Origin of the sequence: Paenibacillus sp. OAE614, from assembly GCF_040546645.1 — a bacterium.
GTDB lineage: Bacteria > Bacillota > Bacilli > Paenibacillales > Paenibacillaceae > Paenibacillus_AQ > Paenibacillus_AQ favisporus.
In genome coordinates, this window is sequence record NZ_JBEPOD010000001.1 from 5803558 (window position 1) to 5827443 (window position 23886).

At 51.4% G+C, this 23886-nt stretch carries 17 protein-coding genes; 1 reads left to right on the forward strand and 16 read right to left on the reverse strand.

The window, feature by feature from the left end; translation table 11 throughout:
- Positions 1-36 precede the first annotated feature (36 nt).
- Together ABIE48_RS26695 and ABIE48_RS26700 are read right to left on the reverse strand one after the other, a co-directional pair.
- Positions 37-957 carry a GNAT family N-acetyltransferase gene (locus ABIE48_RS26695; RefSeq protein WP_354519978.1) on the reverse strand — a complete coding sequence of 307 codons (921 nt, stop codon included), beginning with the start codon at positions 955-957 and terminating at the stop codon, positions 37-39.
- Positions 958-1042: 85 nt separating this feature from the next.
- Positions 1043-1387 carry a winged helix-turn-helix transcriptional regulator gene (locus tag ABIE48_RS26700; protein ID WP_192717224.1) on the reverse strand — a complete coding sequence of 115 codons (345 nt, stop codon included), beginning with the start codon at positions 1385-1387 and terminating at the stop codon, positions 1043-1045.
- Between the two features lie 105 nt (positions 1388-1492).
- Here ABIE48_RS26700 and ABIE48_RS26705 point away from each other — a divergent pair, with 105 nt between their 5' ends.
- Positions 1493-1876 (forward strand): RidA family protein, encoded by a 384-nt coding sequence (locus ABIE48_RS26705; protein ID WP_145028532.1) that lies wholly within the window; start codon positions 1493-1495, stop codon positions 1874-1876.
- Between the two features lie 248 nt (positions 1877-2124).
- Here the strand turns inward: ABIE48_RS26705 and ABIE48_RS26710 are convergent, their stop codons facing one another.
- The 14 genes from ABIE48_RS26710 to ABIE48_RS26775 form a co-directional block, all read right to left on the reverse strand.
- Positions 2125-3171 (reverse strand): N-acetylglucosamine kinase, encoded by a 1047-nt coding sequence (locus ABIE48_RS26710; RefSeq protein WP_192717110.1) that lies wholly within the window; start codon positions 3169-3171, stop codon positions 2125-2127.
- Complete coding sequence (gene argH, locus ABIE48_RS26715; protein WP_192717111.1) at positions 3168-4679, reverse strand: argininosuccinate lyase; 1512 nt, start codon at positions 4677-4679, stop codon at positions 3168-3170. The genes ABIE48_RS26710 and argH overlap by 4 nt, the downstream gene beginning before the upstream one ends.
- Before the next feature lie 157 nt (positions 4680-4836).
- Positions 4837-7374: an NEW3 domain-containing protein gene (locus ABIE48_RS26720; protein WP_354520717.1), complete on the reverse strand. Its 2538-nt coding sequence runs from the start codon at positions 7372-7374 to the stop codon at positions 4837-4839.
- Positions 7375-7584: 210 nt separating this feature from the next.
- Positions 7585-9327 (reverse strand): ABC transporter permease, encoded by a 1743-nt coding sequence (locus tag ABIE48_RS26725; protein WP_192717112.1) that lies wholly within the window; start codon positions 9325-9327, stop codon positions 7585-7587.
- A 16-nt stretch (positions 9328-9343) separates the two neighbouring features.
- Entirely contained in the window at positions 9344-10426 is a 1083-nt protein-coding gene (locus tag ABIE48_RS26730) for an ABC transporter ATP-binding protein (RefSeq protein WP_192717113.1), read from the reverse strand.
- A gap of 390 nt (positions 10427-10816) precedes the next feature.
- The gene (locus tag ABIE48_RS26735) at positions 10817-11896 is read right to left on the reverse strand and encodes an extracellular solute-binding protein (protein ID WP_089548848.1); all 1080 of its coding nucleotides are present in this window, start codon (positions 11894-11896) and stop codon (positions 10817-10819) included.
- 261 nt (positions 11897-12157) lie between these two features.
- Entirely contained in the window at positions 12158-13327 is a 1170-nt protein-coding gene (locus ABIE48_RS26740) for an ROK family transcriptional regulator (protein WP_192717114.1), read from the reverse strand.
- A gap of 526 nt (positions 13328-13853) precedes the next feature.
- Complete coding sequence (locus tag ABIE48_RS26745) at positions 13854-16379, reverse strand: Ig-like domain-containing protein (RefSeq protein ID WP_192717115.1); 2526 nt, start codon at positions 16377-16379, stop codon at positions 13854-13856.
- A 358-nt stretch (positions 16380-16737) separates the two neighbouring features.
- Positions 16738-17169 carry a universal stress protein gene (locus tag ABIE48_RS26750; RefSeq protein ID WP_192717116.1) on the reverse strand — a complete coding sequence of 144 codons (432 nt, stop codon included), beginning with the start codon at positions 17167-17169 and terminating at the stop codon, positions 16738-16740.
- Positions 17170-17174: 5 nt separating this feature from the next.
- The gene (locus tag ABIE48_RS26755) at positions 17175-18404 is read right to left on the reverse strand and encodes a CynX/NimT family MFS transporter (protein ID WP_192717117.1); all 1230 of its coding nucleotides are present in this window, start codon (positions 18402-18404) and stop codon (positions 17175-17177) included.
- A 229-nt stretch (positions 18405-18633) separates the two neighbouring features.
- Positions 18634-19194, reverse strand: a complete 561-nt coding sequence (locus ABIE48_RS26760; protein WP_192717118.1) for a helix-turn-helix domain-containing protein — start codon at positions 19192-19194, stop codon at positions 18634-18636.
- 215 nt (positions 19195-19409) lie between these two features.
- Entirely contained in the window at positions 19410-20573 is a 1164-nt protein-coding gene (locus tag ABIE48_RS26765) for an epoxide hydrolase family protein (protein ID WP_192717119.1), read from the reverse strand.
- A 176-nt stretch (positions 20574-20749) separates the two neighbouring features.
- Positions 20750-22681 (reverse strand): fructose-1,6-bisphosphatase, encoded by a 1932-nt coding sequence (locus ABIE48_RS26770; protein WP_192717120.1) that lies wholly within the window; start codon positions 22679-22681, stop codon positions 20750-20752.
- 287 nt (positions 22682-22968) lie between these two features.
- Complete coding sequence (locus ABIE48_RS26775; RefSeq protein ID WP_192717121.1) at positions 22969-23859, reverse strand: alpha/beta fold hydrolase; 891 nt, start codon at positions 23857-23859, stop codon at positions 22969-22971.
- Between the last annotated feature and the right edge of the window lie 27 nt (positions 23860-23886).

The window sequence follows — 23886 nt, forward strand, 5'->3', positions numbered from 1 at the left end:
CGCGTCCTCCACTCCTTGACCGTGACGGGTAATCTGCTACGGTGAGAAGATCGCTTCATAATGAATTCTTTGATATTCCTCCTGAAAACCAAATTTTGTATAGAGCCCTTTAGCCGCATCGTTTCTACTGTCTACGCTTAACCGAACATCAACTGCACCTGAAACCTGAAGCCTTTGCAGTATTTCGGATAGCATCGCTTCCCCAATGCCCCGTCTGTGCCATTCACGCTTTACTGCAAGGGTCGGTATTCTGGCGTGAATTTCTCGAAGTGTAGCGCAGAGGAGGCCAACCGCTGTCCCCGTTTTATTTTCACATAGCATATACAGGTTTTGTAAAAAACCAGTTCCCTGAAATTCGTGAATGACACTCTCGACCGTTTTGCTACCACCAAATGCATTGTTATATATCTCTGCCCAAATTGGAGCATTTTCTAGCGTAGGGGGACGGAATTCAAATTCTGATGGAGGGCTCGAAACTTTGATGTGGTTTAGGTCGTTTAAGCACAAAATACCCAGGCTGTTTTGCTCCTGCATTCCAAAATTGGAACCAAGAGTGGTTTCTCCAGAAATGCTCGTGAGTGCACGATGAATAAAGTGGATTTGTTTTGCCTCTTGCCTTGCGATTGCTTCCAGTCGAGCGAAAATGAACTTAAACATTGCCGTACCAATGCCTCGCCTGCGCCAATCCACGTCCACCGTCCCGTAACAATACACGGAAATGTGTGTAGTCCGTTCCACGAAACATAATGAAAAATAACCGACGGTTGTCTGTCCAAGCTCAACAACGAACGTGTTATCCCGAATTCGTTCCCCGGGTTCATCTAAATCCTGCTCAAACGCTTCGGCCGTTAGCCCGTTCAACATATGAAATGGGTCACGATTGATCATGGATACAATGTTTGCTGTATCAGACCGTTCATGCAGGCGAATTACCAAATCATCATCCGAAAGCTTCATTCCGTATTTTTCCTCCAATGGATATTTACGATTTATAACAATGCTGCCGGCGTTGAACTAACGTTTCCCGTTAATTGAAAGCCGCTCATGTCTTCGGTTGGTTTTTTACTCCCCACTCGCATAACCCTTCCAAAACGGGTAAGAGTGTCTCCGCTTTCTCTGTAAGACTGTACTCGACTTTTGGAGGAACCTGAGGATACTCTTTCCGTTTCACCATCCCATCCGCTTCTAATTCTTTAAGTTGTGAACTCAATGTTTTAAAAGTAATCGCCCCGATCTGTCTCTTCAGATCATTAAAGCGAACCGGTTGATTTTCTGCCAGGAGGTAGATAATCACCATTTTCCATTTGCCGCCAATAACAGATAATGTGTATCCAAAAGGTGTATCCTGAACATTTTTAACTTTGCCTTTATACTCAGCCATACTCATATTTGCACTACCCTTTCTGATAGTACCTATCAATAAAGTGCGTACTATATTTTTATTTTTTCTCATCTTATACTTGCCTTACTTTGAAGTAAAGGAGAGAAAAAAATGACTACAGTGAAAACCTACAATCACGATCTTTGGGATCACGGCATCACCCAGGGCTATAGCGTCAACGGCACGATTTACATTTCGGGACAATTTTCCCACGATACAGAGGGAGCGTTTGTTGGCGAGGGAGATATCGAGGCACAGACCCGGCAGACGCTGGAAAATCTGGATCGAGTACTGGCGGGATTCGGTGTCACAAAGTCGAACCTGGCTTATGTTGAGATCTATCTGACAAACGCGCAAGAGCACTTCGACCTTTGCATTCGGCTGTTCAAGGAATACATCGGACAACACAGGCCGGCCGGCAGCTGCATCGGCGTAACATATCTGGCTTCTCCCGAGCAGCTGATCGAAATCAGAGCCGTCGCACACACGGACTAACTCGGCTAACGTGGTTGGCCCGACTGCGAGGGGCGCAGCATTTACGAAAAAAGACTGAACGCTCTATTCCGGGCCTCAGTCTTTTATTGACGATCGACAAAGTATGGATTGCAGTAAGCGGAGCGTCGGTGAACTAGAGACGGGGAAAAAGCGCCTTCTATGCTAACAGTGACTGCATTAGCAAAGGCGCTTCAAGCTAAGCCATTGGTTTTTATTGAAGGGTAGGGGACAGATCGTTCCCCGGCTGTCTAGAGCAGCCGCATCCCCTGCGCAATCACCCCGTAAATCGGCTCCATCTTTGCCTCGTCAACGCTGGCCAGAGGCGAAATGGAACGGATTCGTTCCGCCAATCGGCTTCGCACAAGCGGAATATTCTGCAGCACGCCTCCCTGCAAAATCAGGGCAAATGGCTCTTCCGCTTCAGCCAATCCGATTCTTTCGATCACGGCCCGGGCCCCTAGAAACAACTCGTCGGCAGCAGCCTCGAGAATGATGCGTGCAGACGCGTCTCCCTCTTGCTCCGCTTCACTCACGAGCTTGCTGAGCCCGGCTGTTTTCTCCACGCTGTATTCAGCGGAATAGGCCCAGTTGAACAGTTCTTCTTCCGTATGCAGCTTCAGATGATGCAGCAGCTTACCCGTCAGCGCCGTGGCGCCACTCCTTCCGTCATATCCACGCAGTGCGGCGGTGATGGCCTGCTTACCGATCCAATAGCCGCTGCCTTCATCGCCGACACGGTGGCCCCAGCCGCCGGCACGGGCGCTTTCCCCGCTCGCATTGATCCCGTACACGATTGAGCCGGTACCGGCGATGATCAGGATGCCGGGGGCGCCGCCCGTGGCACCTAGTAGAGCGGCCACGCCATCATTCTCCACGATGATGCGGTCGGCCTGCACCTGCGTGTTTCGAAGCGCTTCATGGACAAGCTCCTCAATCACCTGACGGTCATAGTCAGTATCCAGGCCGGCGAGGCCGAACACCGCGCAGGCAACATGCAGCGGTGACTCTACTGTTACGGCAGGTGAAGGATCTTCGGCCTGAGAAGGGAGAGGAGCAGCATCTCCGTCAAACGCAGACCGCGTAATCCCTTGAACATCCAGATCCGCCAGCTGCCTCTTGGCTTTCTTGATCGCACGTGTAAGCTCAAGCGCCGCGGCTTCGCGCCCTACTCCCTGGTAGTTGCATGATCCCGCACGCCCGCTCGCCAGCACCCGGCCCTCGGCATCCGCAAGCACGGCCAAACACTTCGTCCCCCCGCCGTCTACGGCCAGCAGAGGAATGGTTGCCATGTTCATCGGCTGCCGCTCCAGCCGGCCAGGATGTCATCCAGGTTCTTCAAGGCTCCTTCCGCCTGTTTGCGGGCTGCGTTCAGCCATTGCTCCTGAGTCTGCTGGGCCCCTTTCCGCTTCGTGATCACGCTTTGAATTTCCGAAGGAGCCGGCCCACCGGGGAGTGTACGGATATCCACGAAATGAACCGGATCCAGCGCCATTCGCAGCTGCTCCTCCGTCAGCAAGAGCTTCCGACCGATGACCTGCAGCGCGATTTCATTGACCAGATCCAGCGTAATTTGGTTCGCGGCAAGTCCATCGGCGACGGCACGCTTCACGAGACGGCTTACGATATGATGGGAGCTGCGGAATGACAAACGGTCGGAGCGCACCAGCGTATCTGCAAGCTCGGTCACGGTGGCAAAGCTGCCCTCGGTCCGCTTCCGCAGCACCTCCTTATTGACGTCCACGGTGCCGATGACGCAGGAGAGCAGACGGTACATCCGCTCCAGCACCTTCAGCGCCTTCCAGGCATAAGGCTGCATGTCGTCTTCGGTATCGACGATATCGCCGAATGGCGTGTTGTGCATCATGGTCAGCACGGTTTGGGTATTGCCTACGCAGCTGGAGAGAAGCGCACGCATATGCTCGAACGATACCGGATTTCTTTTCTGCGGCATGATCGAGCTGATCTGCACGTAAGGATCGGCCACGCGCAGCATGCCGAATTCCTGCGTGCACCACAGCAGGAAATCCTGCGACGACCTGCCCAGGTTAATCGCGGCCAGCTGCACGGCCGTCATCATCTCGCCGACGTAATCGGCACCGCCAATCGCGTCGTAGGAGTTATAGATCAGCTCGTCGAAGCCGAGCAGCTCCTTCACCCGCTCCCTGCTGATGGCGAAGCCGGATGTGGTCAGTGCCGCCGCTCCCATGCTGCTTCGGTTGCAGTTGGCATAAGCCGCCTGCAGCCGGCGGATGTCGCGGTCCAGCGAGTCGGCCATCGCCAGAATATAGTGGGCCAATGTCGTCGGCTGCGCCTGCTGCGTATGCGTGTATCCGATCATGATCGTGCCCTTATGTTCCTCTGCAAACGAAAGCAGCTGGCTCTTGAGTGCAAGGGCTCCGCGAAGCGTTACGAGCAGCTTCTCCCGCAGCACGATCCGGTAAATCGCGATGCCCATATCATTGCGGCTGCGGGCCAGATGCAGATTGTCGGCAATGTCTCCGGCCGCTGCATGCAGCTCATGCTCAACCTGAAAGAACAGGTCCTCGAATTGTCCCGTATATTCCGCTTGGCGCAGCCCCTCCAGATCAAGGCCGCGGATGGCCGACGCGATTTGGAGGGCTTCTTCCCCGCTTACGAGTCCCTGCTCCTTCAGCATGATCAAATGCGCTTTGTTGATCGCCATCATCGCCCCGAGCAAGCTGTTCTTCGCTTCATCGAAGGCAGGCTCGAGCACGGCTTCCGTATAGGTACGCCCCGGAAAATGTCCGCCTTCCCGCTCCAAAATCTGTTCCCGATTCCTCATGTTGCCCAGTCCCCTCCATGGTTTGTTTTATGTACACAGCCAAAGCCTTTATCCGTTTGAAAAATCCAGGGTCCGGCGCGAAGCCTATCGCTCCGCGCCATCCCCTTTCAAGCTAAATCCTTCAACGATTCATCCTACATTCCGGCCCGATCATCCATTACTTTTGGGGAGTGGTTCCGGTGGAAACCGTCCCTTCTTGCTTCAGGCTGATCATGTTCACGAACATGCGAATCGAGCCTGGAACAAGGCTTGGCATTTCGCGGTACCAGACAATGGAGCTGTACGTGTAATTCCCTTTCCCATAAGGGGCTGTGAGGAACGTGCCCTTAAACTCTTTCTCACCGGGATCGCCGTTCGAGATCAGCTCCGTGTACTCCTTGCCCCATTCGGACGGGTTGTAGGCGGAGCGGTCCTGGATCCAGTTCTCCCAGTCGGCCGATGTAATCTTATTCGGCGTGTTAAAGATCGGATGATCCGGCGCAAGCATCGTCACCTTGGAGTTTTCGTCCGTGACGCGCCATTCGATCAGCGGCGCGCCAATCTTGATCGGATACGGAGCGAGGTCCGGCGACCATTTGTCTTCCGGCTTGTGATACTGGACCACCAGGTTGCCGCCATTTTTGGCGTAGTCGAGCAGACGCTGATTGCTAGGAATCAGTTCCGGCCGGAACGCATAGGCCCGAATGCCGAGCACAATCGTATCGTACTGCGACAGATCGCCGAACTGAATCGTTTTGGCATCCAGATTCGTCACATTAATGCCCACCTGGCGCAGCACCTGATCGATGTTATCAAACCCGCTGGACACATAGCCGACCTTCAATCCCTCCGGCACCTTCAGATCGAACGCTTGAATGGCCAGGTTGGCCGGCTTAACATAATAGGTTTTGCCGATATGCGGATACTGAATAACCTGTACCGTTCTGCTGCTGTCCAGCGTTCCATCGCTCGATACAGCAGACAAGCTGTAGCTTCCCGCCTTCACGCCCTCAGGCGCCTTGACCGTAAATTCAGCCGTCTTGGTTTCGTATTTGGCCGCGAAGCTCAATTCCTGCACCGCGGGCTCTACCGTCCATCCCTCCGGCGTTTTCAGCGAAACTTTCGTCTTCTCCGCGCCTGGCGCATAATTCGTCGCGGTCACCTTGACCGGTACAGCGTCTCCCGGTTTCAGCGTATTCAGAACCGCCGCTTCCGGACTTAGGGACAGCGCAACCGGCGGCAGCACGGCTACCGCATTATCCGGAACCGCATGCAGCGTTGCCGCCGTTCCGAACGCCTCATACCCGATATCCGCGGAAATCAGCGGAAGCGCATAAGGATTGAAGTCCTCCACCTGTTTCGGCACGGTAACCTCAAATTCGGTTTGGACCGTCTTGTTTTTGTCCAGCTTGGCGAAGGTCACCGCTCCTGACGCTTTCGCATTCCAGCCTTCGGGAACATTCAGCTTCAGGCTGACCTTGCCGACATTCACGTCTCCGCCGTTAAAGGCCGTTACCGTCACCTTCGTCGTTTGCCCCGGAATAAGTTCACCGGTCTCCGGCTTCACCTTGACGACGACGGAAGTCGCCTCCTGGCTGGCTTTATTGAGCTGTCTTTCCTTCACTTCCAAGCGATGCAGCAGATCATTTTTCGCCGATGAATCTAAAGATGATGACTTGACAAGCTCCACGGCCGTTTGAACATCCGCTTTCATCTCATGGACTTCGCGGGCCACTTTTGCAAATGCGGGATAAGCCGCAATCACTTCGTTAGCGTCCTTTTGCAGCGTGTTCAGCTGCTTGGCGACTTTGTTGTTCTTTCCTTTGACATCTATTTCTTTGGCCAGATCGTCGAACGTAAAGGCGATTCCGCCGAACAACGACGCAGCCGGCTTCTCGTCCGCCTTCTTGCCGTCCGCCGATGCCTGCAGTGTGTAATAGGCCGTTCCTTGGCCTTCGTCCACTTGTCTGCCCATGCCCTGGCTCTTATGCATATAGCGGGATTCTTCTCCGAGCTGGGCATAGGAAGCGCCGTACAGCTCATTGTATTCATTGACCGGCAAAGAGACATCGTATGCCTTATCCGTTGCTGGTACAAAAAGCTTCTTCGGCTGCCAAGGCTGCAGCCCTTCCTTCAGCTGCTCCGGGAACACCTGCGGATTGCCCGCATCCTTGAAGGCACGTACGGTCAGCACGTTGATCGCGCGGTGATGCCCGTGCGTCGAAGGCTCGTTCAGGAACGCCGGAATCAGCACATCCGGACGTTTCTCCCGGATTTGGCGGATCAGCCGTTCATAAGCGACGTCCTCGCCCCATTTTTCCAACGTTTCGTCCGGGCTTTTGGAGAATCCGAAATCATAGATCGGATCGTCCAGCTTCTGGCTCAGGTTCGCCAGCGTCACATTGGTAATCTTCGAGGCTTCCTGCAGCTCCCGCGTACGGATGATCCCGAGGGCGTTGCCCAGCTCGCTGCCGATTTCGTTCTGCCCGCCTTCTCCGCGGTTGGCGATGACACTGTATGTATCCACGCCGAGTCCAAGCGAAAGATACGCGAGTGTCGCACTATGCTCATCATCCGGGTGAGCCCCCGTATTCATCGCGCTGGCAATAGTGGTGAGGGGCTTGATGGCTTTCCATAAATCGACCACCCCCCTGTCAGCAGATGCCTTTCCAGGACCGGCCTGAAAAGCAAGCGTTCCTGCCATCACCAGGCTCATCGATGCCGCCATCCATTTTTTTGCCCTGCGTTTCTTACTCAGTTCACGTTGACTCAAGTTACTTCTCCTCCTTCAAGCGTGAGTGTTGGCCTGCATCGGCAAATGCCGCTGCCTGCCTGTATCATTATCGCAATCGGCTTGTATTGGACAGGTCGCCGCGTAATGAAAAAAGGTGTTCTTTTACCGCTTCAGGTTCAGGAAAATGGATCGTCAAATCGCGGAGCCGGCATTGCCGCCGGTCAGCCTCCGGGAAACGTAAAGCACGAGAATAATCATGACGATTTGCAGCACGCCGTACGCGCAGGCGGTTCCGAATTCAAAGGCGTACATCCGCTGAAAAATTTCGACCGAGATCGGTGTCGTCTTGTTGGTATACAGCAGAATCGAGGCGACGAACTCGCCGATGCCTTCCACAAGCGCAAGCAACGTGCCCGCCAGGATGCCGCTCAGCGCCATCGGAAACACGACGCGGCGGAAGGTGTACCACCAGGACGCTCCCAAATTTCGCGCCGCCTCCTCCACCGAGCGGTCGGTTTGCATCAGCGTGGACGAGGTCGAACGGAAGATCAGCGGCAGATGCCGGACGAAATAAGCCAGCGGCAAAATCCAGAAGCTCCCGATCAGCACCTGTCCAAAGGAAAACGCATTGGGCTCGCTGAACGCCGTAATGAGGTTCACGGCCACGACCGTGCCCGGAAGCGCCCAAGGCAGCATGATCAGAATATCGAGCAGCGTCTTCCCTTTAAAGTTCATGCGCACGATGGCATAGGCGGCTGCGACGCCGAACAGCAGGTTGCCGATCGTCGCTGCGATGCTGATTTTGAAGCTGTTGGCGATGGGACGCCATGTTTTGCTGTCGGTGAAGAGATCCTTGAAATGGTCCAGCGTATAAGACGGCGGCAGCACTTGGGTCGTCCACTTCCCGTCTTCGGAAAAAGCGAGCAGCACGATCACGAGGATCGGCAGCATCAGCACGAGCACCCCGATGAAAGAAAGCACCATCGCGATGTTTCTGCCCGTTTTGCTTTTCACCTCGGTCCGGTGAACGCTGACGCCTTTGCTCATGTTCTGGTAGTTCCGCGCGCCTTGGTACCAACGCATCAGAATGAGAAACAGAATGGACACGACGGACAGCAGCGTCGATTGCGTCGCCGCCATATCCAAGTCGCCGTTGGTGCGGGACAGATAAATCTGCATCGTCATCGTCCGTTCAATGCCGAAGATGAGCGGCGCGGTGTACGACGCCATCGAGATCATAAAGACCAGCAGCGATGCCGCAACGATGGCCGGCGTCAGCATGGGCAGAATCACCCGCCGCCAGATGGTGAACCGGTTCGCCCCCAGATTCGCTGCGGCTTCCTCAAGCGACGGATCAAGCCCCTTGATCGCCGAAGACGCCGTCATATAGAAATAGGTGTACATCGTAAACGTATGGACCACCAGCACGCCCCAAATCCCTTTTAGCGTAAAAGGCGGCTTGTCCAGATGAAGCAGATGCTGCAGTCCCCGCGGAATAATACCGCTGGAACCGTACAAAAATTCAAAAGATAACACCCCGATCAATGGCGGCAGCGCCATCGGCACGAGGACAAGCACCGACAAGAGCTTGCGGCCGGGGAACTCGTACCTTTCGAGCAGAAATGCCATAGCCACCCCCACGATGCCGCAGGTGATCACGCTGAGTACCGAAATGTATACGCTCGTCCACAGGGCCTCCAGATTCGCCGTATGTTCCAGACTGAAGAAACGGGAGTAGTTTTGGAATGAAAAGCCGCCGTCCAACTGCAAACTCTGCCGGAACGTCTGGAAGAACGGATAGATGACATATGCCAGTAGGATAAGAAATAACGGCGCAATCAGCACATATACAAAATGCGGCGATCTCGTCAGCGAATTCCAGCGGCTGCTTGGGCGAATAGACGGCGGTGCCAATTGAGGCTGAGGTTTGTTCATCGCTTCGGGTCACCCCCTATTCCAAAAAATAAATGCTGTCCGGCGCCACGGTAAACAACACTTCCTCGTCCCGCTCCCTCATCCGGTGCCCCTGCCCGACAAACATCGCCTTCACGGACAACGGTCCGGCCTGAGCAATATAATTCACACTGATTCCGGTGAATTCCGACAGCAATACCTTCACAGCCATCGTATTGGCCTCACCGCGTTCGGACGCGGCGGCCTCCCGAACAGCCTCCGGGCGTACCGACAATGTAACCTTCTGTCCCACCGCCAGCTTGCATTCGGGCGAGGCGTTTTTGGCGAGGCCGGTCAGCCGTAAATCCGGTGCAAGCCGAACGTCTACCATCCCGCCTTCCAGCCGCTCCACCGTGCCTTCCCACAGATTGGACTCCCCGATAAACGAAGCGACGAAACGGTTGACCGGGCGGTTGTAAATTTCATGCGGCGTGCCGATCTGCTGCACGACGCCATCTTTCATGACCATGATCCGGTCCGACATGGACATCGCTTCCGATTGATCATGCGTAACGTAAATCGTAGTAATGCCCAGTTCCAGCTGAAGCCGCTTGATTTCCTGCCGTGTCTCTTCCCGCAGCTTGGCATCGAGATTGGACAAGGGCTCATCGAGCAGAAGGATATTCGGCTCGATCACCAGTGCACGAGCGAGCGCAACCCGCTGCTGCTGCCCGCCGGACAATTGATCGATGCGGCGCTGCCCGTAGCCGTCGAGATGCACCAGCTTTTGGGCGCGCGTGACCTTCTCGTTAATTTCAGCTTTTCCCTGTTTCCGGACCTGAAGACCGAAAGCAATATTCTCGAACACGGTCATATGCGGAAATAAAGCGTAGTTTTGAAATACCATGCCCGTGTTGCGCTTATTGGGCGGCATGTTGGTGACATTATGCTCACCGAACAAGATTCGTCCGTCGCTGGGGTAATAGAAACCGGCGATCATGCGCAAAGTGGTCGTTTTGCCGCAGCCGCTCGGACCCAGAAAGGTAAAAAACTCGCCTGGATTGATATGTACGTCAACTTCCTCCACACCCTTGGCCCCACCGAATGTTTTGCTGACGCGGTCCAGCGTGACTCCGATCATCATTCGTCCTCCTTCAAGTCATTCATGTTCAGATGCAAGCTTGATCGACTTCATGCAAAAAGCGTCCCTTGGTACCGTTCCAAAGTTTAACTATCGAATGGATGATGGGGGCAAGTACGTAAACTGTTCCTATGATCGCTCTTGTTTTCGGATTTCCTAATTGTAATGGACCCTTACGGTAGAAATCCGAAAGCCAAATGCGAACGCTCCGCTTCTTCGGAATCATTTTACTCCCTTGCCTGCATCGTATTCTTTGATTTAATTTATATCGCTGCAGAACTTTACACATCAAGCCGTATGCTTGAAATGGAGATATTCATCATACTGCAGGCAGGCCCGGGCGGGCTGTCCCTATCCCAGCCCTTGTTCACCTTGAAAGCTGCATTTCCGTTATTTGCCGCCCTTGCCTTTGATATTCTCATCCCAATACTGCATCCATTCCTTCTCTTTATCCGCCAGGACTGTCCAATCCAGGTCCAGCGGCTTGGTATCGAGGTTTTTGTACCAGTCCGGGAACTGGCTTTTGTCGATATCGGTCCGGGTTGGAATCTGGAACAGCTTGTCCGCCTTTTCCTTAAGCTGGCCTTCATCAAAAATAAAATCAAAGAACTTCTTCGCCGCGTCCAGGTTTTTGGCACCCTTGATAATGCCGACGCCATCCACCAATATCGGTGCACCGCTGGTCGGATAGATGTAGTCAAACGGCTGCTTTTGCAGTTCCTTCTGGATCAGAATGTCCTGCAGGTTCCACAGCGACAGCTTTCCTTCCTGACGGGCCAGCTTCAAATACAATTGGGTCGGGTCCTGCGTATATTCTTTCGTGTTGGCATCGAGCTTTTTCAGCCACTCGTAGCCTTTTTCCGGATTCGCGGGATCTTGGCGGTATATCATGGCATCATAGATCGTTCTCATCGTGCCGGACGCCATGACGCCGCGGATCAGAATTTGATCCTTCCATTTCGGATCGAGCAAATCATCCCAATCCTTCGGGGCATCCTCTTTCTTCACCGCCTCGGAGTTGTACATGATGACCTCGGGCAGCAGCATTTCCCCGTACCAGCGGTCCTGCTCGTCTTTGTATTCGGCCGGAATGCTGTCCGCATAGCTCGGCTTATACGATTCCAGCAGCCCTTCATTCGCCGCCGTGATAAAAGAGGACTGCGTGCCGCCCCACCAGAAGTCAGCCTGCGGGTTGGCCTTCTCGCCCCGCACCCGCTCCATGATCTGCTGGGCGCCCATCGTCATCACTTCAACGTCGATATCCGGGTTCAACTCCTCGAACTTCGGCAGAATCTGCTCAACGACGTTTTTGTCGCGGGCGGTGTAGATGACGAGCTTCTGTGATCCCTTGTCCCCGCCCGCTTCACCGGAGGCGGCCTGTTCCTTGTCTCCGCCGCCGCAAGCGGTCAGACCGACCGTCATTGTCAGAGCGATGGACATCATGCCGAGCTTGAACCATTTCTTTGCCATTGTTAATCCCCCTAATTTTAGGCTCAACATTGAAATGATTAGTTGTTAGTATGGTGCAGGGTGGCCGCTGCGGTTCCGGATCATTCTTCCGATCGCTGTTGTTCCCAAATTTCTTGATTCACCTTTTTTCAACAAGGTAGAAATTCGATCACAAAGGCGACCGCTGTCGCTTCTCCAGATCGATTCCGGCCCCTCCGCTACTCTGCCCATGATTAAGTACTCATTAGGATGTTGAGCTAATCTTATAATTCAAAATGTTAACTACCTGGATGCGTACGAATGCGCTTCAAGCACGCTGTGCACCGCACCCATGAGCCCCGCGCGCTCTCGCAGCGCCGCCAAGCGGATTTCCGGCATCACCGGCACCCAATCCAGCAGCAGCTCGCGGATCCGGTTCAGTCCGGCTTCGTTCAAATGGACCATCTCGCCGCTCAAGACAAGCATCTCAGGATCGAGCACGCTCACCGTATTGGCGATTCCCGAAGCCCAGCCGTGATACACGTCATTCAGCAGTCCCTCCGCCTGCGAGCTGCCTTCCTCGCTCAGCTGGATTAACTGCCGGAGAATGCTCGTCTCCGCGTCGACCTCAAGCCCAAGCGCCCTCGCTTTACCGTGTATGCCGTTCACCGAGAAATTTTTCTCGAACACGCCGAATTCGCCTTTGCGTCTTCCCGGCGAGTCACCGATCCGCATATACCCGATTTCTCCGGAGGCCTCCTTGCTTCCGCGGTACAGCTGCTTGTCAAGGATAATGCCGGCGCCGATTCCGGTTCCGACGTACATATACACCAGGCTGGATACGCCAGACCCGGCCCCGCCGAAAAATTCGCCCTGCGTCATCATGTTGACGTCATTATCCAGCACCACCGGCAGCTGAAGGCGCTCTTCAATCTCCCTGCCTACGGGGAGGTCCATCCAGCCCGTGCTTGGAGCATGGCTGACGGTGCCGCTTCGGCGCTGCGTAATGCCCGGAAGCCCAACGCCGATTCCGATCACCCGGCCCCGGTCCGTCCCGCTCATATCCAGCAGACGTACCAGCGTCTCCTCGAGCGCCTGAAGCGCGGATTCCCCATCCACCGGCTGCTTCAAACGCGTATGCATTTGGGCGATCAGCTCGCCCTTCATATCGGCTACCGCCATTTCAAGCTCGCTGCCTTCAAACACGGCGCCTACGACCGCATACGCCTGCACATTGTATTCCAACAGGATCGGCCTGCGCCCCCCTCTGGATTCTCCTGTACCCACCTCACGAATGAGTCCTTCATGAATCATCTCTTCCACCAAGGCCGAGACACAAGGACGGCTAAGCTTCGTTTTTACTGCCAGTTCGGCTCGTGACAAGCGGGGCTCCTGCCGGAGCTGATGCAATATGCCTTCCCGGTTCATCTGCTTGACGAATTTGGCGTTCCCGGTTTTCCCCCTACCGATCACGATGTCATCCACCACCTTACTTTGTTAAAATAACTAACAAATCCAAATTTAGGCTCAAGTATATGAATGCGCTTTTAATCAGTCAATGCGGTTTCCCGAAAATGAGGAATCATTCCTAGTCGTCGAAAAAACTCGAAACTGATGCTCAGCTACTCCTCTTTCCAAAGGTACAAATTCTCGCCTGCCCCGAAATGATGCGCTTTTTCCAGTCTCCACCATCTGTGGAATATCCCTTTCCTTAGGAGCGAATCAGCGTTAAACCGTTTTTGTGGGATACGACTTTCTTCCCGTACCCTTTTTTCCTATGTTGAAATTAAAATTCCCACTAAATAACGAGAAAAAGCCGGGCGAAAATCAGGCGTAAATACCTGGGTATCGACCGGCTCCTCTTCGGGTAACTTTTACAAACTTTTAGCATGTTACCTTCTGATAGAATATCTTTTTTCAAATCGTCACAAAAAAAGGCCCCCAGCGTTTTATGCCGGAAGCCTTCTTCATGACATCAATCGTTCATAGGGTTAAAATTTCATCTACCCTCGAGTACGAACATATTCAGCAGAACCGTCACAGCCTCAGCTCTTGTAGCAGCTTCTTGGGGAGCGAATCGGTTGCCGTCTTTCCCTTGCATAATTCCGGTTTGCTTCAGAAATTCAGCGCTGCCTTTGGCCCAATCTGGAATTTCGCCGTCATCCGCGAACCCTGCTTCCGGAGTGTCCTTGCTGATCTGGCCCACAGCATTGGTAATGGTGACGGCTATCTCAGCGCGTGTGATTTCTTCGCTCGGACGGAAAGTACCGTTTTCGTATCCTTTCATCATGCCTAGCTGCACCACTTGTGCGACCGCATGGTGTGCCCAGGCTCCGATACTGGCTGAATCGATAAAGGTCAGCTCAGCTCCTGGCTTTTTGATGCCTAGCGTATTTACGAGCATTACCGCGAACTCTGCGCGGGTGACCGTCTTGCCCGGTTTAAACGTGCCGTCAGGATAACCGGTGACGATTCCGGTGCTTGCCGCCTGCTTGATGCTGGCTTCCGCCCAGTGTCCGGATATATCGCTAAATTCCGCCGGGTTGCTGATGACGGTTAACCCGGTTGTTTGATCAATGGCGAGTACTGCAAACTTTGTGAAGTGATCGACAGTGACAGCAATGCGGTTTTCCTGTACCCTGCCGGCCGGAACCATGATCCAAATTTTCTTCGCTTCATCATAATAAAAAACAGCCGCCGTTTGATTGCTTTTCAAGCTTGCCGGGTCGAATGCAAAAGTTAGTGTTACCGGTTTGTCGAAGTATACCGGTACATTTTTTGAAAGCTCAAATACCGGGCTAAGGAAAACTTCATTATGAGTTATAAATTGATGAGTGTCCGGTACTTTTTCGATCTTTAATTTCACTTCTTGCTTTGTCGCGCATGCTGGAACAGAGATCGTGATGGCATCTCCTAAACGAACCTCTCCCGCTTTATCTGGAGGAAGGGTTAATTGACCATCCGTAGAGATTATTTTGTTATCGCTCGGAATTACCGGTGTTGTTGAACAGCCGCTGCTTACACTTCCACTGCCAACACTGCCACCGTTGCTGCTGCCACTACCACTGCTACCATTGTCGCTGCTGCCGCCCTCATTTGTCTCGCGATTAGCACGTGTTACGGAGATCGTATAGTTCTTGGTCGACAAATCCTTGGCAGTTACAATGATCGTAATGGGGTTTACACCTACGTTTAATGAAATATCTTGACTTGGTTGCCCGCTGGCTACCGGACTTCCGTTCACGGTCATCGTGGCGCTGTTATCCTTCATTGTCGCGTTTACTTTTATGCTGGATACAGCATAAGGAACATTGGCGGTATAGCTTGTCGTTTCGGGTACAAAAGCAGGGCTTAATGTGCCGCTCGATATGGTCAAATGGCTCAATGCCGCAGATGGCAGCACCGTATCGACAGTATAGGGATTGGATTTTGTCACTCCCTCCCCCAATGAATTGCCGGCCGCATTATGCACCTTGCTGTTGTCGAGCGTAACGAAATTGTCAGCTGCATTAACGTTGGCGTTAGGCGTCAGCGTAACGGTCCAAGTCGTTCCTCCTTCGACCATAATGAGATGGCTTAGTGACCCGTTACTCGCCGTCAGGCTGGATAAGCTGAAGTCTGACACCGCCTCCGAGAAAGTGATAGTCACAAGTGAAGTTTCGCCTGACTTTAGCTCATTGTCGGCAACCACAATGGTGGCCGTTGGGCGTACAGTATCAATCTCGTAGTTGGCGGAATTGATAGTTCCTACACCCACATTGCCGGCGAGATCCGCCACTCCTGTATAATCAAGCGTGATGATATTGGTGTTATTCTGTATACCCGAGGCCGGCGTCAGGGTCGCCGCCCAAGTCTTGCCCCCGTCACTCGAACTGAGGTTACTTAATGTGCCGTTAGCCACCGTCAGGTCAGCATTCGAAAATCCGGTCACATCTTCCGAGAACGTAAACGTCACGGTTGTAGTCTGGCCGGCCATTAGTTTGGAATTGGCAATCGCAATCGTGGCTGTTGGGCGATCTGAATCTAACTCATAGGGGTTAGAGGCGATTGTTCCCGTTCCCGGGTTGCCTGCGGTATCTGTCACACCTGCTAAGTCGAAGGTTATGACATTGTTCGTCGCGTTGATACCTGAAGTCGGCTTCAGTGTCGCTGTGTAGGTGATGTTGTCTCCTGTTCTAGGATCGCTTAATTCACCGTTTTGTGCCTTCAGGTTGGATAGATCGAAACCAGTCACCGCTCTCGAGAACGTGATCGTTACCGTTGAAGTCTGACCGATCCCCAGCTTATCCTTGGCCACCACAACGGTAGCCGTTAGCGGTTCCGTGTCAGATTCGCTCGTTCCCTGAGAGGGGGATTCGGCCAAACTAACCGCTTCGTCGTTGGCTGGCGTGTTCACGCTCCCCGCCGCCTGGACAGCGGCTGCTTCATCACTGGCGGACGCTTCATTGATTGTTGTTAAAGGAAGCGCCCCCGCTATAATGATCAAACACAGAAATAACATCCACATTTTTTTCACATGGTACACATAGACCTCTCCTTGTTTTTCTATTCATCTATCAATCTGTTATTTTATTCCTTCTATGTCACTCTCCATTATAGGTTTAGGCAACGAATCTAACAATCTACTTGCCTGGAATCTAAACATAATATTTTTGATAGAATCGCCTCGGGCAGCCTCATGACGACACCAAAAAAGCCAAGAAGGTGATGTTCACCCTCTTGGCTTGTCCATTATCCCTTGCTGACAGAAGAATGACAGTGACAGTTAGAGTTGGTAGCTGCACCGGCGTTTCATATCAATGACTTCATAAAAGCTACTTGCCCTTCGGGTTGCAAGAGCAATCCATTTGGTGTTACGTTTCTTCCCTGCATCTTCAATTGAGTTAATGCATAATGAGGACTGGACAATTGGATAGTTGTGAAACCTTGTGGCTGACGCTTCCAAGCATCATTTCTTTGATGCCCCTTAGCCCACGGCTTCCGATAATAATAAGTTGCTGCTCGGTATCCCTTGCATAATTTAATATTTCATGTGCAGGGTCACCCTTAAGATGAACGGTTTCCGGGTTAATCCCCGCAGATTTCAATTTAGATTTGGCTTGCTGCAGCTGTTCCAAACCTGCTTTCTCCATTTCGATCAATATTTCTTCCAAGAAATTCTCTGGTACATATGTCATGCCATTCGACACATATTCCTGGCTGACATGAACCAAGGTAACTTGCGTTTGTTTGTTTTGGGCTATTTCAACGGCTGCATCAAGGAGCTTGTTCGTTATTTCAGCTTGATCAATGGCCACCATCATTTTGTCAAACATTCTAATCATCCTTTCCGTGGCAGCTCGTCACGATTTCGGCTACCTACATAACGGTTTTTTGCTGCGCCTAAACCGACTAGAAAGAGTAAGACCGAAGCGCCAAGCAGAATGAAAAGCGGCAGGTTCCAACTATTTGTCGCATCATGCAGGTATCCGATAAGGGCAGGACCGATTGCGGCAAGCAGATATCCGATCGATTGTGCCATGCCGGACAGTTCCGCTGCCTGATGCGCATTTTCAGTACGTAATCCGAAAAACATCATGGACAAACTAAAGGCGAAGCCTCCACCAATTCCGAGTAAGATGATCCATAACAGAATGATATCGGAGCTACCGTAAAGGATCCCGAGCGTTCCCGTCAAAAGCAAAATGGTTGTGATGACTACTAACAAACGTTGGCTAGACATGCGCCCAGCAATAACGGGGACAATAAAGGTAAATGGAAGCATAGCCAACTGCATGATCGAGAGGTACCATCCGGATTGGCTGGAGTCAATTCCTTGCTGCTTTAAAATTTCAGGCAACCATGCGATCAACACATAGAAAACCATGGACTGTATCCCCATAAACAAGGTTACTTGCCAGGCAAGCGGGGATCTCCAAACATTCACCTCGTTGCCGGCCACCTGTTGACTCGTCGTGGCCGTTTGCTTCGTTTGATTTCTTAATTGGGGTAACCAACAGAGGACCGAAACAAAGCTTAGCATCCCCCATATTCCCAATGCTCCCTGCCATTTTAGACCTGCGTTCACGGCTACCGGTACACTGATTCCCGATGCGATTGCTCCACATAAACTCATTGAAATGGAGTAAACACCTGTCATGGAGCCAATTTTATTCGGGAAATCCCTTTTGATTATACTTGGCAATAATACATTACACACGGCAATGGCGAATCCAAGAATGGCTGTTCCAATAAACAGATCAACTGCGCCAGACAAAGAGCGTATTACAATACCAACTGTCAGGAAGATGAGGGCCATCAAAATGATACGTTCAACCCCATATTTTCGTCCTAATTTCGGTACTAGAGGAGATAATAAAGCAAACGCAAGCAAGGGTACCGTTGTGATCAGGCCCGCTAATGTATTTGAAATATGAACGTCATCCCTTATGAGACTCACTAAAGGACCGACAGAGGTTAAGGGAGTACGTAAATTAGCTGCAATAACAATAATGCCGAGAATGATCAGCCCTATAGAGGATGGTACCCCTTTTATATTTTGTTTCGGCATTCTTCAATTCTCCTTCCTGAATTCATGCCTATGATTTGTTTCCTATCGATTGAAAAAAATGAAAAAACGATGCAATAACATTCGCGCGAACAACAAAAGTATATTATAGTATACTATTTTTAACAAGAAGTATTTTATAGTAAATCAAGGCTCATCTAAAAACAAAAATACAACTCTGAATCCCATCATGGAATTCGGAGTTGTATTTATTAAGAGGAATTTTCGATTTTTAGAAACCATACTTTAAGGATATATGGAGTACGGTTTCACTATTCGTATGATTCGTATAAGAGTGAGCATAATCTGCACGAAAACTCATCGTATCATATTGATTCAATGTGTAAATCTCTCCGTTGACTTGTATTTCAATGGAACCCGTCATGACTGTCGCAATTTCAGTTGTATTCACATGATGACCTTCAGGGTAATACGAGCTATTTGGCTGTAAGTATGCCCGACACATTTCAATATCGTTGCTTTTAAAGACAGGTTCAATGACCCAATTTTTTTGACCATTAGAAAATCGCAGTCCTTCCCCTGCTCGATACAAACTAACAGGTTCTTCTGATTTGAACAAAGCCAATAGCGGTAAAGATATGCCTTTTGAAATTTTCCATATCATCCCCAAAGTTGGATTTGTCTCGCCACGTTCGATATTCCCCAGAGTAAGCTTGCTGACGCCCGTTAACTCCGCTAAGTCGTCTAAGCTCATGTTTTTTTCTTTTCTGTACTTTTTCAAGGCACCGCCAATTTGTAATACAATTTGTTTTGAATCATCGATTTCTTCCATTTGATATTCACCTCAATAAAAAACAGTTATAGTGATATAGATCTATGACATTCATTTCTTTAGTTCATTCTATACAGTATATTGTTTATCTGGATTCTTTTCCATACGGCTAACCGGAGCAGCCCAAAGCTGTTTGCCGAGCAGCTGAATGACGTTTGATAAAAAAGCCAAGAAGGCGTTCTTCACCCTCTTGGCTTTTTCCCATATCCCTGATATCAGCGGTATCGGCTGAAGAATGACCGGATGTCAGGAATCAGGAGATCCGGCGCATCCATAGCGGCAAAGTGGGTGCCACGCTCAAACTCCGACCAGTGCACAATATTGGCATTGTCGCGTTCGGCAAACCGTCTTATCGATTTGAAATCATGTCCGAACACCGCCACTCCTGTCGGAGTCGGATTCGGTCCTTGCGGCTCCTGCTGCTGATGAGCGTTCTCGTAATATAACCGGGCGGACGATTCCGCCGTATTGGTCAACCAGTACAGAGTGACATTCGTCAGGAGTGCATCCCTGTCAATAAAATCCACATGATCGCCGAATCCGTTAAATAACTCCGCTATCCAAGAGAGCTGACCTGCCGGCGAATCCGCAAGCCCATAGGAGAGCGTCTGCGGCCGGGTGGATTGGATCGAATTAAAGCCCGCCCGTTCATGAAAATTCGCCAGAAATTGAAGCCGCTTCTGATCATCTTCCGATAAACCCTCCATCTCGGCAGGATCTCCAGAAGGGAAAGAAAATAACTGCAGCACATGGATGCCGCGCAGGCCTTCCGGCTTTTGTATACCAAGCTCTCTGGATACAAGAGCGCCGCAGTCGCTGCCGTGTGCTCCGTACTCGGTATATCCCAAACGTTTCATTAACGTATCCCACGCCTTTGCAATGCGGGCAATATTCCACCCGGAGCCGAGCGCCGGACCAGAGAAGCCGAATCCGGGAACAGAAGGGATGACGAGATGGAAAGCGTTCGCCGGATCGCCGCCGTGGCTGCGCGGATCGCTAAGCGGACCGATCAATTCCAGAAACTCGACAATTGAACTGGGCCAAGCGTGGGTAAGCAGCAATGGGAATGCATCTGGCTCCGGCGAGCGAACATGCATGAAATGGATCTGGGCTCCGTCGATCGTCGTTGTAAACTGCGGGTACTCATTCAATTGCGCTTCGTATTTCCGCCAATCGTACTCATTCTGCCAGTAGGACGCCAACTCTTTGATGTAGTCGAGCGAAATGCCGTATTTCCAGCCGGCCCCGTTCATTACTTCAGGCCACCGTGTCCGGGACAGACGATACCGAAGATCATCCAGATCATCCTGTGGCACGGCGATATGGAAAGGCTGGATTGCTGCACTTACCTCGTAAGAATTCGGGTTAACGGTAGTCATTTCATTTTCCTCCTCGAATGGGTTGGCGTTTGTCTTGCTTACATAACTAATATTAGACCACCTACCTTGACAGCATTATGTCAGGGTAAGCCGGAGGCAAACCATTTTAAAAATAAAAAAGCCGCCCTCGGGCGGCTCTGTGTACATTTAGCAGTCGGTCCATTTTACCAGCTGTTTCATTTCATATAACGATATTCCAGGAGATTCTTCAAATTGGATATTTTCTGCTGCAGCTTCTCCCCGACATTGGTTTCCCTCACCAGCTTCCGCTCCAGTTCTTTGTCCACCAGTCTTTTTACAGACAATACGTCCGTCCCGTTACATAACACATCTTCTCTGGAATTGAATTTCTGATGGGCGACAAGCTGCATGCCAAAGGAATTATACAGCAAGGTATATCCGGCAATGCCGGTTGTAGACTGATAAGCTTTGGAAAAACCGCCGTCGATGACGACCATTTTCCCGCCTGCTTTCACCGGGTTCTCTCCACGAATTTCTCTAACCGGCGTGTGCCCGTTAATGATATGTCCATGATCCGGATTCAGGCCAAAATCCAGCAGGATTTTCCGGCAGATCTCCTCATGTTCACGCAAATGGTAGTAAGGGTTCTTTCTCTCCTTATGGGTTTCTTTATCTTGGATAAAGTAGCGTTCAAAGGTGGTCATTTCTCTTTTTCCAAAGAGCGAGGAGCACTCCCCCGTCCAGATGTACCACACCATATCCGTAGCCAGATCATCTGTCTCTTCCGGATGCGCAAAGGCGTAACGTAAATAATATTCAAAAACATCGAGCAGCTGACGGCCCGAATACAGTTGGTCTTCGATCTGCATTTCTTCCATGTTTCCTTCTTCGTCCAGAGGAATACAGCCGTGGATGAGTAAATTCCCGTTGTATTTTAAATAAAGGCTGCCCTTTTTCATCAGAAAATTCATATGTCTGGCCAGCTTTTCGGAATGCTGAACGGAGAACAGCAACTTTTCCAGCACCTGCTGCTCTTCCTCTAACAATTGTTCAGGCTGCTCCGGGTTTACGGTAGCGAAACAGGTGTTTTCCAGAGGGTAAGTTTTTCCGCCAATGTTGATTTCATTCTTCTCGTAATCGATCTTCTCCAGCAAAAGCCTTTCAGACATATTAAAGTAAGGGCGTCTCTTAATAATCGGGATTTCAAGCTTAAACTGGATCATGGCAATGGCTTGATGAATTTTGGTAATCTGCAGAATTTCCGACTCCGATACGTTGTGGTCCGCTTGCAGCTTCGGTCTGAAGGCCGGATTGTCATCATAGTACTTTTCCGCCAAGTTCAGCAGTGGACGAAGATTGATGCCGTATACGTCTTCGATGATGTCCAGATTGTCGTATCTGGCGCAGATCCGGATAATATTCGCGAGGCAGACCAGGGAACCCGAATAGGCGCCGATCCACAGGGCATCATGGTTCCCCCACTGGATGTCTACTGAATGGTAGTTGATCAGGGTGTCCATAATTTTATCTGGTTCCGGCCCGCGGTCATAAATATCTCCGACCACATGAAGATGGTCAACCACCAGGCGCTGGGTCGTATAAGCAAGGCCGATAATGAGCTTGTCCGCCTGTCCTAGGGAGATTATTTGCCGGTATATTTCCTCATAATAAGGATCCTTATTGTGGGTCAAATCCGTTTTGTATAGAAGCTCTTCGACAATATATACAAACCGCTCCGGCAGAGCTTTACGCAATTTCGAGCGAGTATATTTGGAAGAGGCATAAGAAATGAGCTTAAGCATGTGTTCAATCGTTTGTCGATACCACCGGTTCAAGGCTTGTTTATTGCACAGGTCTCCTTTAACCAGCTGTATTTTTTCTTCCGGATAATATACTAACGCCGCAAAATCACTGATTTCTTGATCCGTCCATTCCTCACGGAACAAATCTTTGATTTTCTCTTTGACGGTACCCGAACCGTTTCTGAGTACATGCTGAAAAGCCTGGAACTCTCCATGCAAATCACTGACAAAATGCTCGGTTCCCTTGGGGAGGTTGGAGATCGCTTCAAGGTTGATGATCTCGGTGATCACTTTTTCTTCCGTATCATATTGCTGGGCCAATAAATCTAGAAACTGCGCATCCAAAACAGATGTCCCCCTTCAAGGAAAGATGGTGATGTATAAGTTTTTTAAGCTAGTGGCGTACCGTTATGCTTAGTGTAGACAATAAAAGGAAAAACATGACGTTTCCTTGTTCCCTTGGTATTATGCTAACAGCTTCGCCTTTGGTGAATCAAATTTGCATTAAAAAGAAATAGACCGCCCTTTACAAAGGTTTACGGTCTATCTCTTGTGATCAGCACTGCGTCCCTGAGCCTGCACAGCCCTCTGGGCACCGCGGACTCCGGTTGGTCGCTCTTCAGGAACGCGTGTCAATTGCGGCGAGCCGTCCGCTCTATGCCATCAGCGATATCTTCGTACAGTTGATGCGGTAAGTCGTGTCCCATGCCGTCAACCAACATGAGTTCGGCGCCAGGGATGGCCGAAGCCGTGTCCTCGCCACACGCTGGCACGAACATGGGATCGTCCACCCCATGAATGACCAGTGCGGGTGCTTTGATCGTCGCCAGCCGTGGACGACGGTCACCGGAGACAGCGATCGCAGCGATTTGTCGCCCGACACTGCCTGGATCGTAGGCTCGCTGGACCTCCTCCAGAATGAGCGCCCGATAAGCGTCCTCTTCAAACGGATAGCCAGTGCCGGCAATGCGTTTGGCAAAAGCGAGGCTGTGCGCCAAAAATCCTGCTTCATCCTCAAAGGGGTTCGGCGCCGGTTGAGTCATCATCGCCATGACATCCGGGGAAGTTGGCGGAAGGGCGGGATTACCGGAACTGGACATAATGGAAGTGAGTGATAAAACCCGGTCAGGGTACTCACTGGCTGCAACCTGGGCGATCATTCCGCCCATCGACCTGCCAACGAAATGTGCCCGGTCAATGGAAAGGGCGTCGAGCAGTCCGACAGCGTCGTTGGCCATGTCGTCAAGAGTGTAAGGGATGTCCGGCCGCTGTCCCGACATGAGAGCAGCCGCCAGCGCGTCAAAATCCAGCGTCTGGTAATGGCTAAAGTGTGTCGAGCAACCAACGTCGCGATTGTCAAAGCGGATCACGCGAAAGCCCCGCGCCGCTAATATCTCACAAAACGGAACCGTCCACCGGATCATCTGCGTTCCAAGCCCGGCGATTAAGATCACAGCCTCTTCATTTTCGTTGCCATAACTGTCATAGGCCAAATCAACGCCATTGACTTTCAAAGTGTTCATGGTCATGTTCTCCTCCATCCACATGCT

Bases quoted from the DNA above. Each gene is read 5' to 3' on its own strand.
- ABIE48_RS26695 (WP_354519978.1), bottom strand. From the start codon at position 957: ATGAAGCTTTCGGATGATGATTTGGTAATTCGCCTGCATGAACGGTCT.
- ABIE48_RS26700 (WP_192717224.1), bottom strand. From the start codon at position 1,387: ATGAGTATGGCTGAGTATAAAGGCAAAGTTAAAAATGTTCAGGATACA.
- ABIE48_RS26705 (WP_145028532.1), top strand. From the start codon at position 1,493: ATGACTACAGTGAAAACCTACAATCACGATCTTTGGGATCACGGCATC.
- ABIE48_RS26710 (WP_192717110.1), bottom strand. From the start codon at position 3,171: ATGAACATGGCAACCATTCCTCTGCTGGCCGTAGACGGCGGGGGGACG.
- argH (WP_192717111.1), bottom strand. From the start codon at position 4,679: ATGAGGAATCGGGAACAGATTTTGGAGCGGGAAGGCGGACATTTTCCG.
- ABIE48_RS26720 (WP_354520717.1), bottom strand. From the start codon at position 7,374: ATGAGCCTGGTGATGGCAGGAACGCTTGCTTTTCAGGCCGGTCCTGGA.
- ABIE48_RS26725 (WP_192717112.1), bottom strand. From the start codon at position 9,327: ATGAACAAACCTCAGCCTCAATTGGCACCGCCGTCTATTCGCCCAAGC.
- ABIE48_RS26730 (WP_192717113.1), bottom strand. From the start codon at position 10,426: ATGATCGGAGTCACGCTGGACCGCGTCAGCAAAACATTCGGTGGGGCC.
- ABIE48_RS26735 (WP_089548848.1), bottom strand. From the start codon at position 11,896: ATGGCAAAGAAATGGTTCAAGCTCGGCATGATGTCCATCGCTCTGACA.
- ABIE48_RS26750 (WP_192717116.1), bottom strand. From the start codon at position 17,169: ATGTTTGACAAAATGATGGTGGCCATTGATCAAGCTGAAATAACGAAC.
- ABIE48_RS26755 (WP_192717117.1), bottom strand. From the start codon at position 18,404: ATGCCGAAACAAAATATAAAAGGGGTACCATCCTCTATAGGGCTGATC.
- ABIE48_RS26760 (WP_192717118.1), bottom strand. From the start codon at position 19,194: ATGGAAGAAATCGATGATTCAAAACAAATTGTATTACAAATTGGCGGT.
- ABIE48_RS26765 (WP_192717119.1), bottom strand. From the start codon at position 20,573: ATGACTACCGTTAACCCGAATTCTTACGAGGTAAGTGCAGCAATCCAG.
- ABIE48_RS26775 (WP_192717121.1), bottom strand. From the start codon at position 23,859: ATGAACACTTTGAAAGTCAATGGCGTTGATTTGGCCTATGACAGTTAT.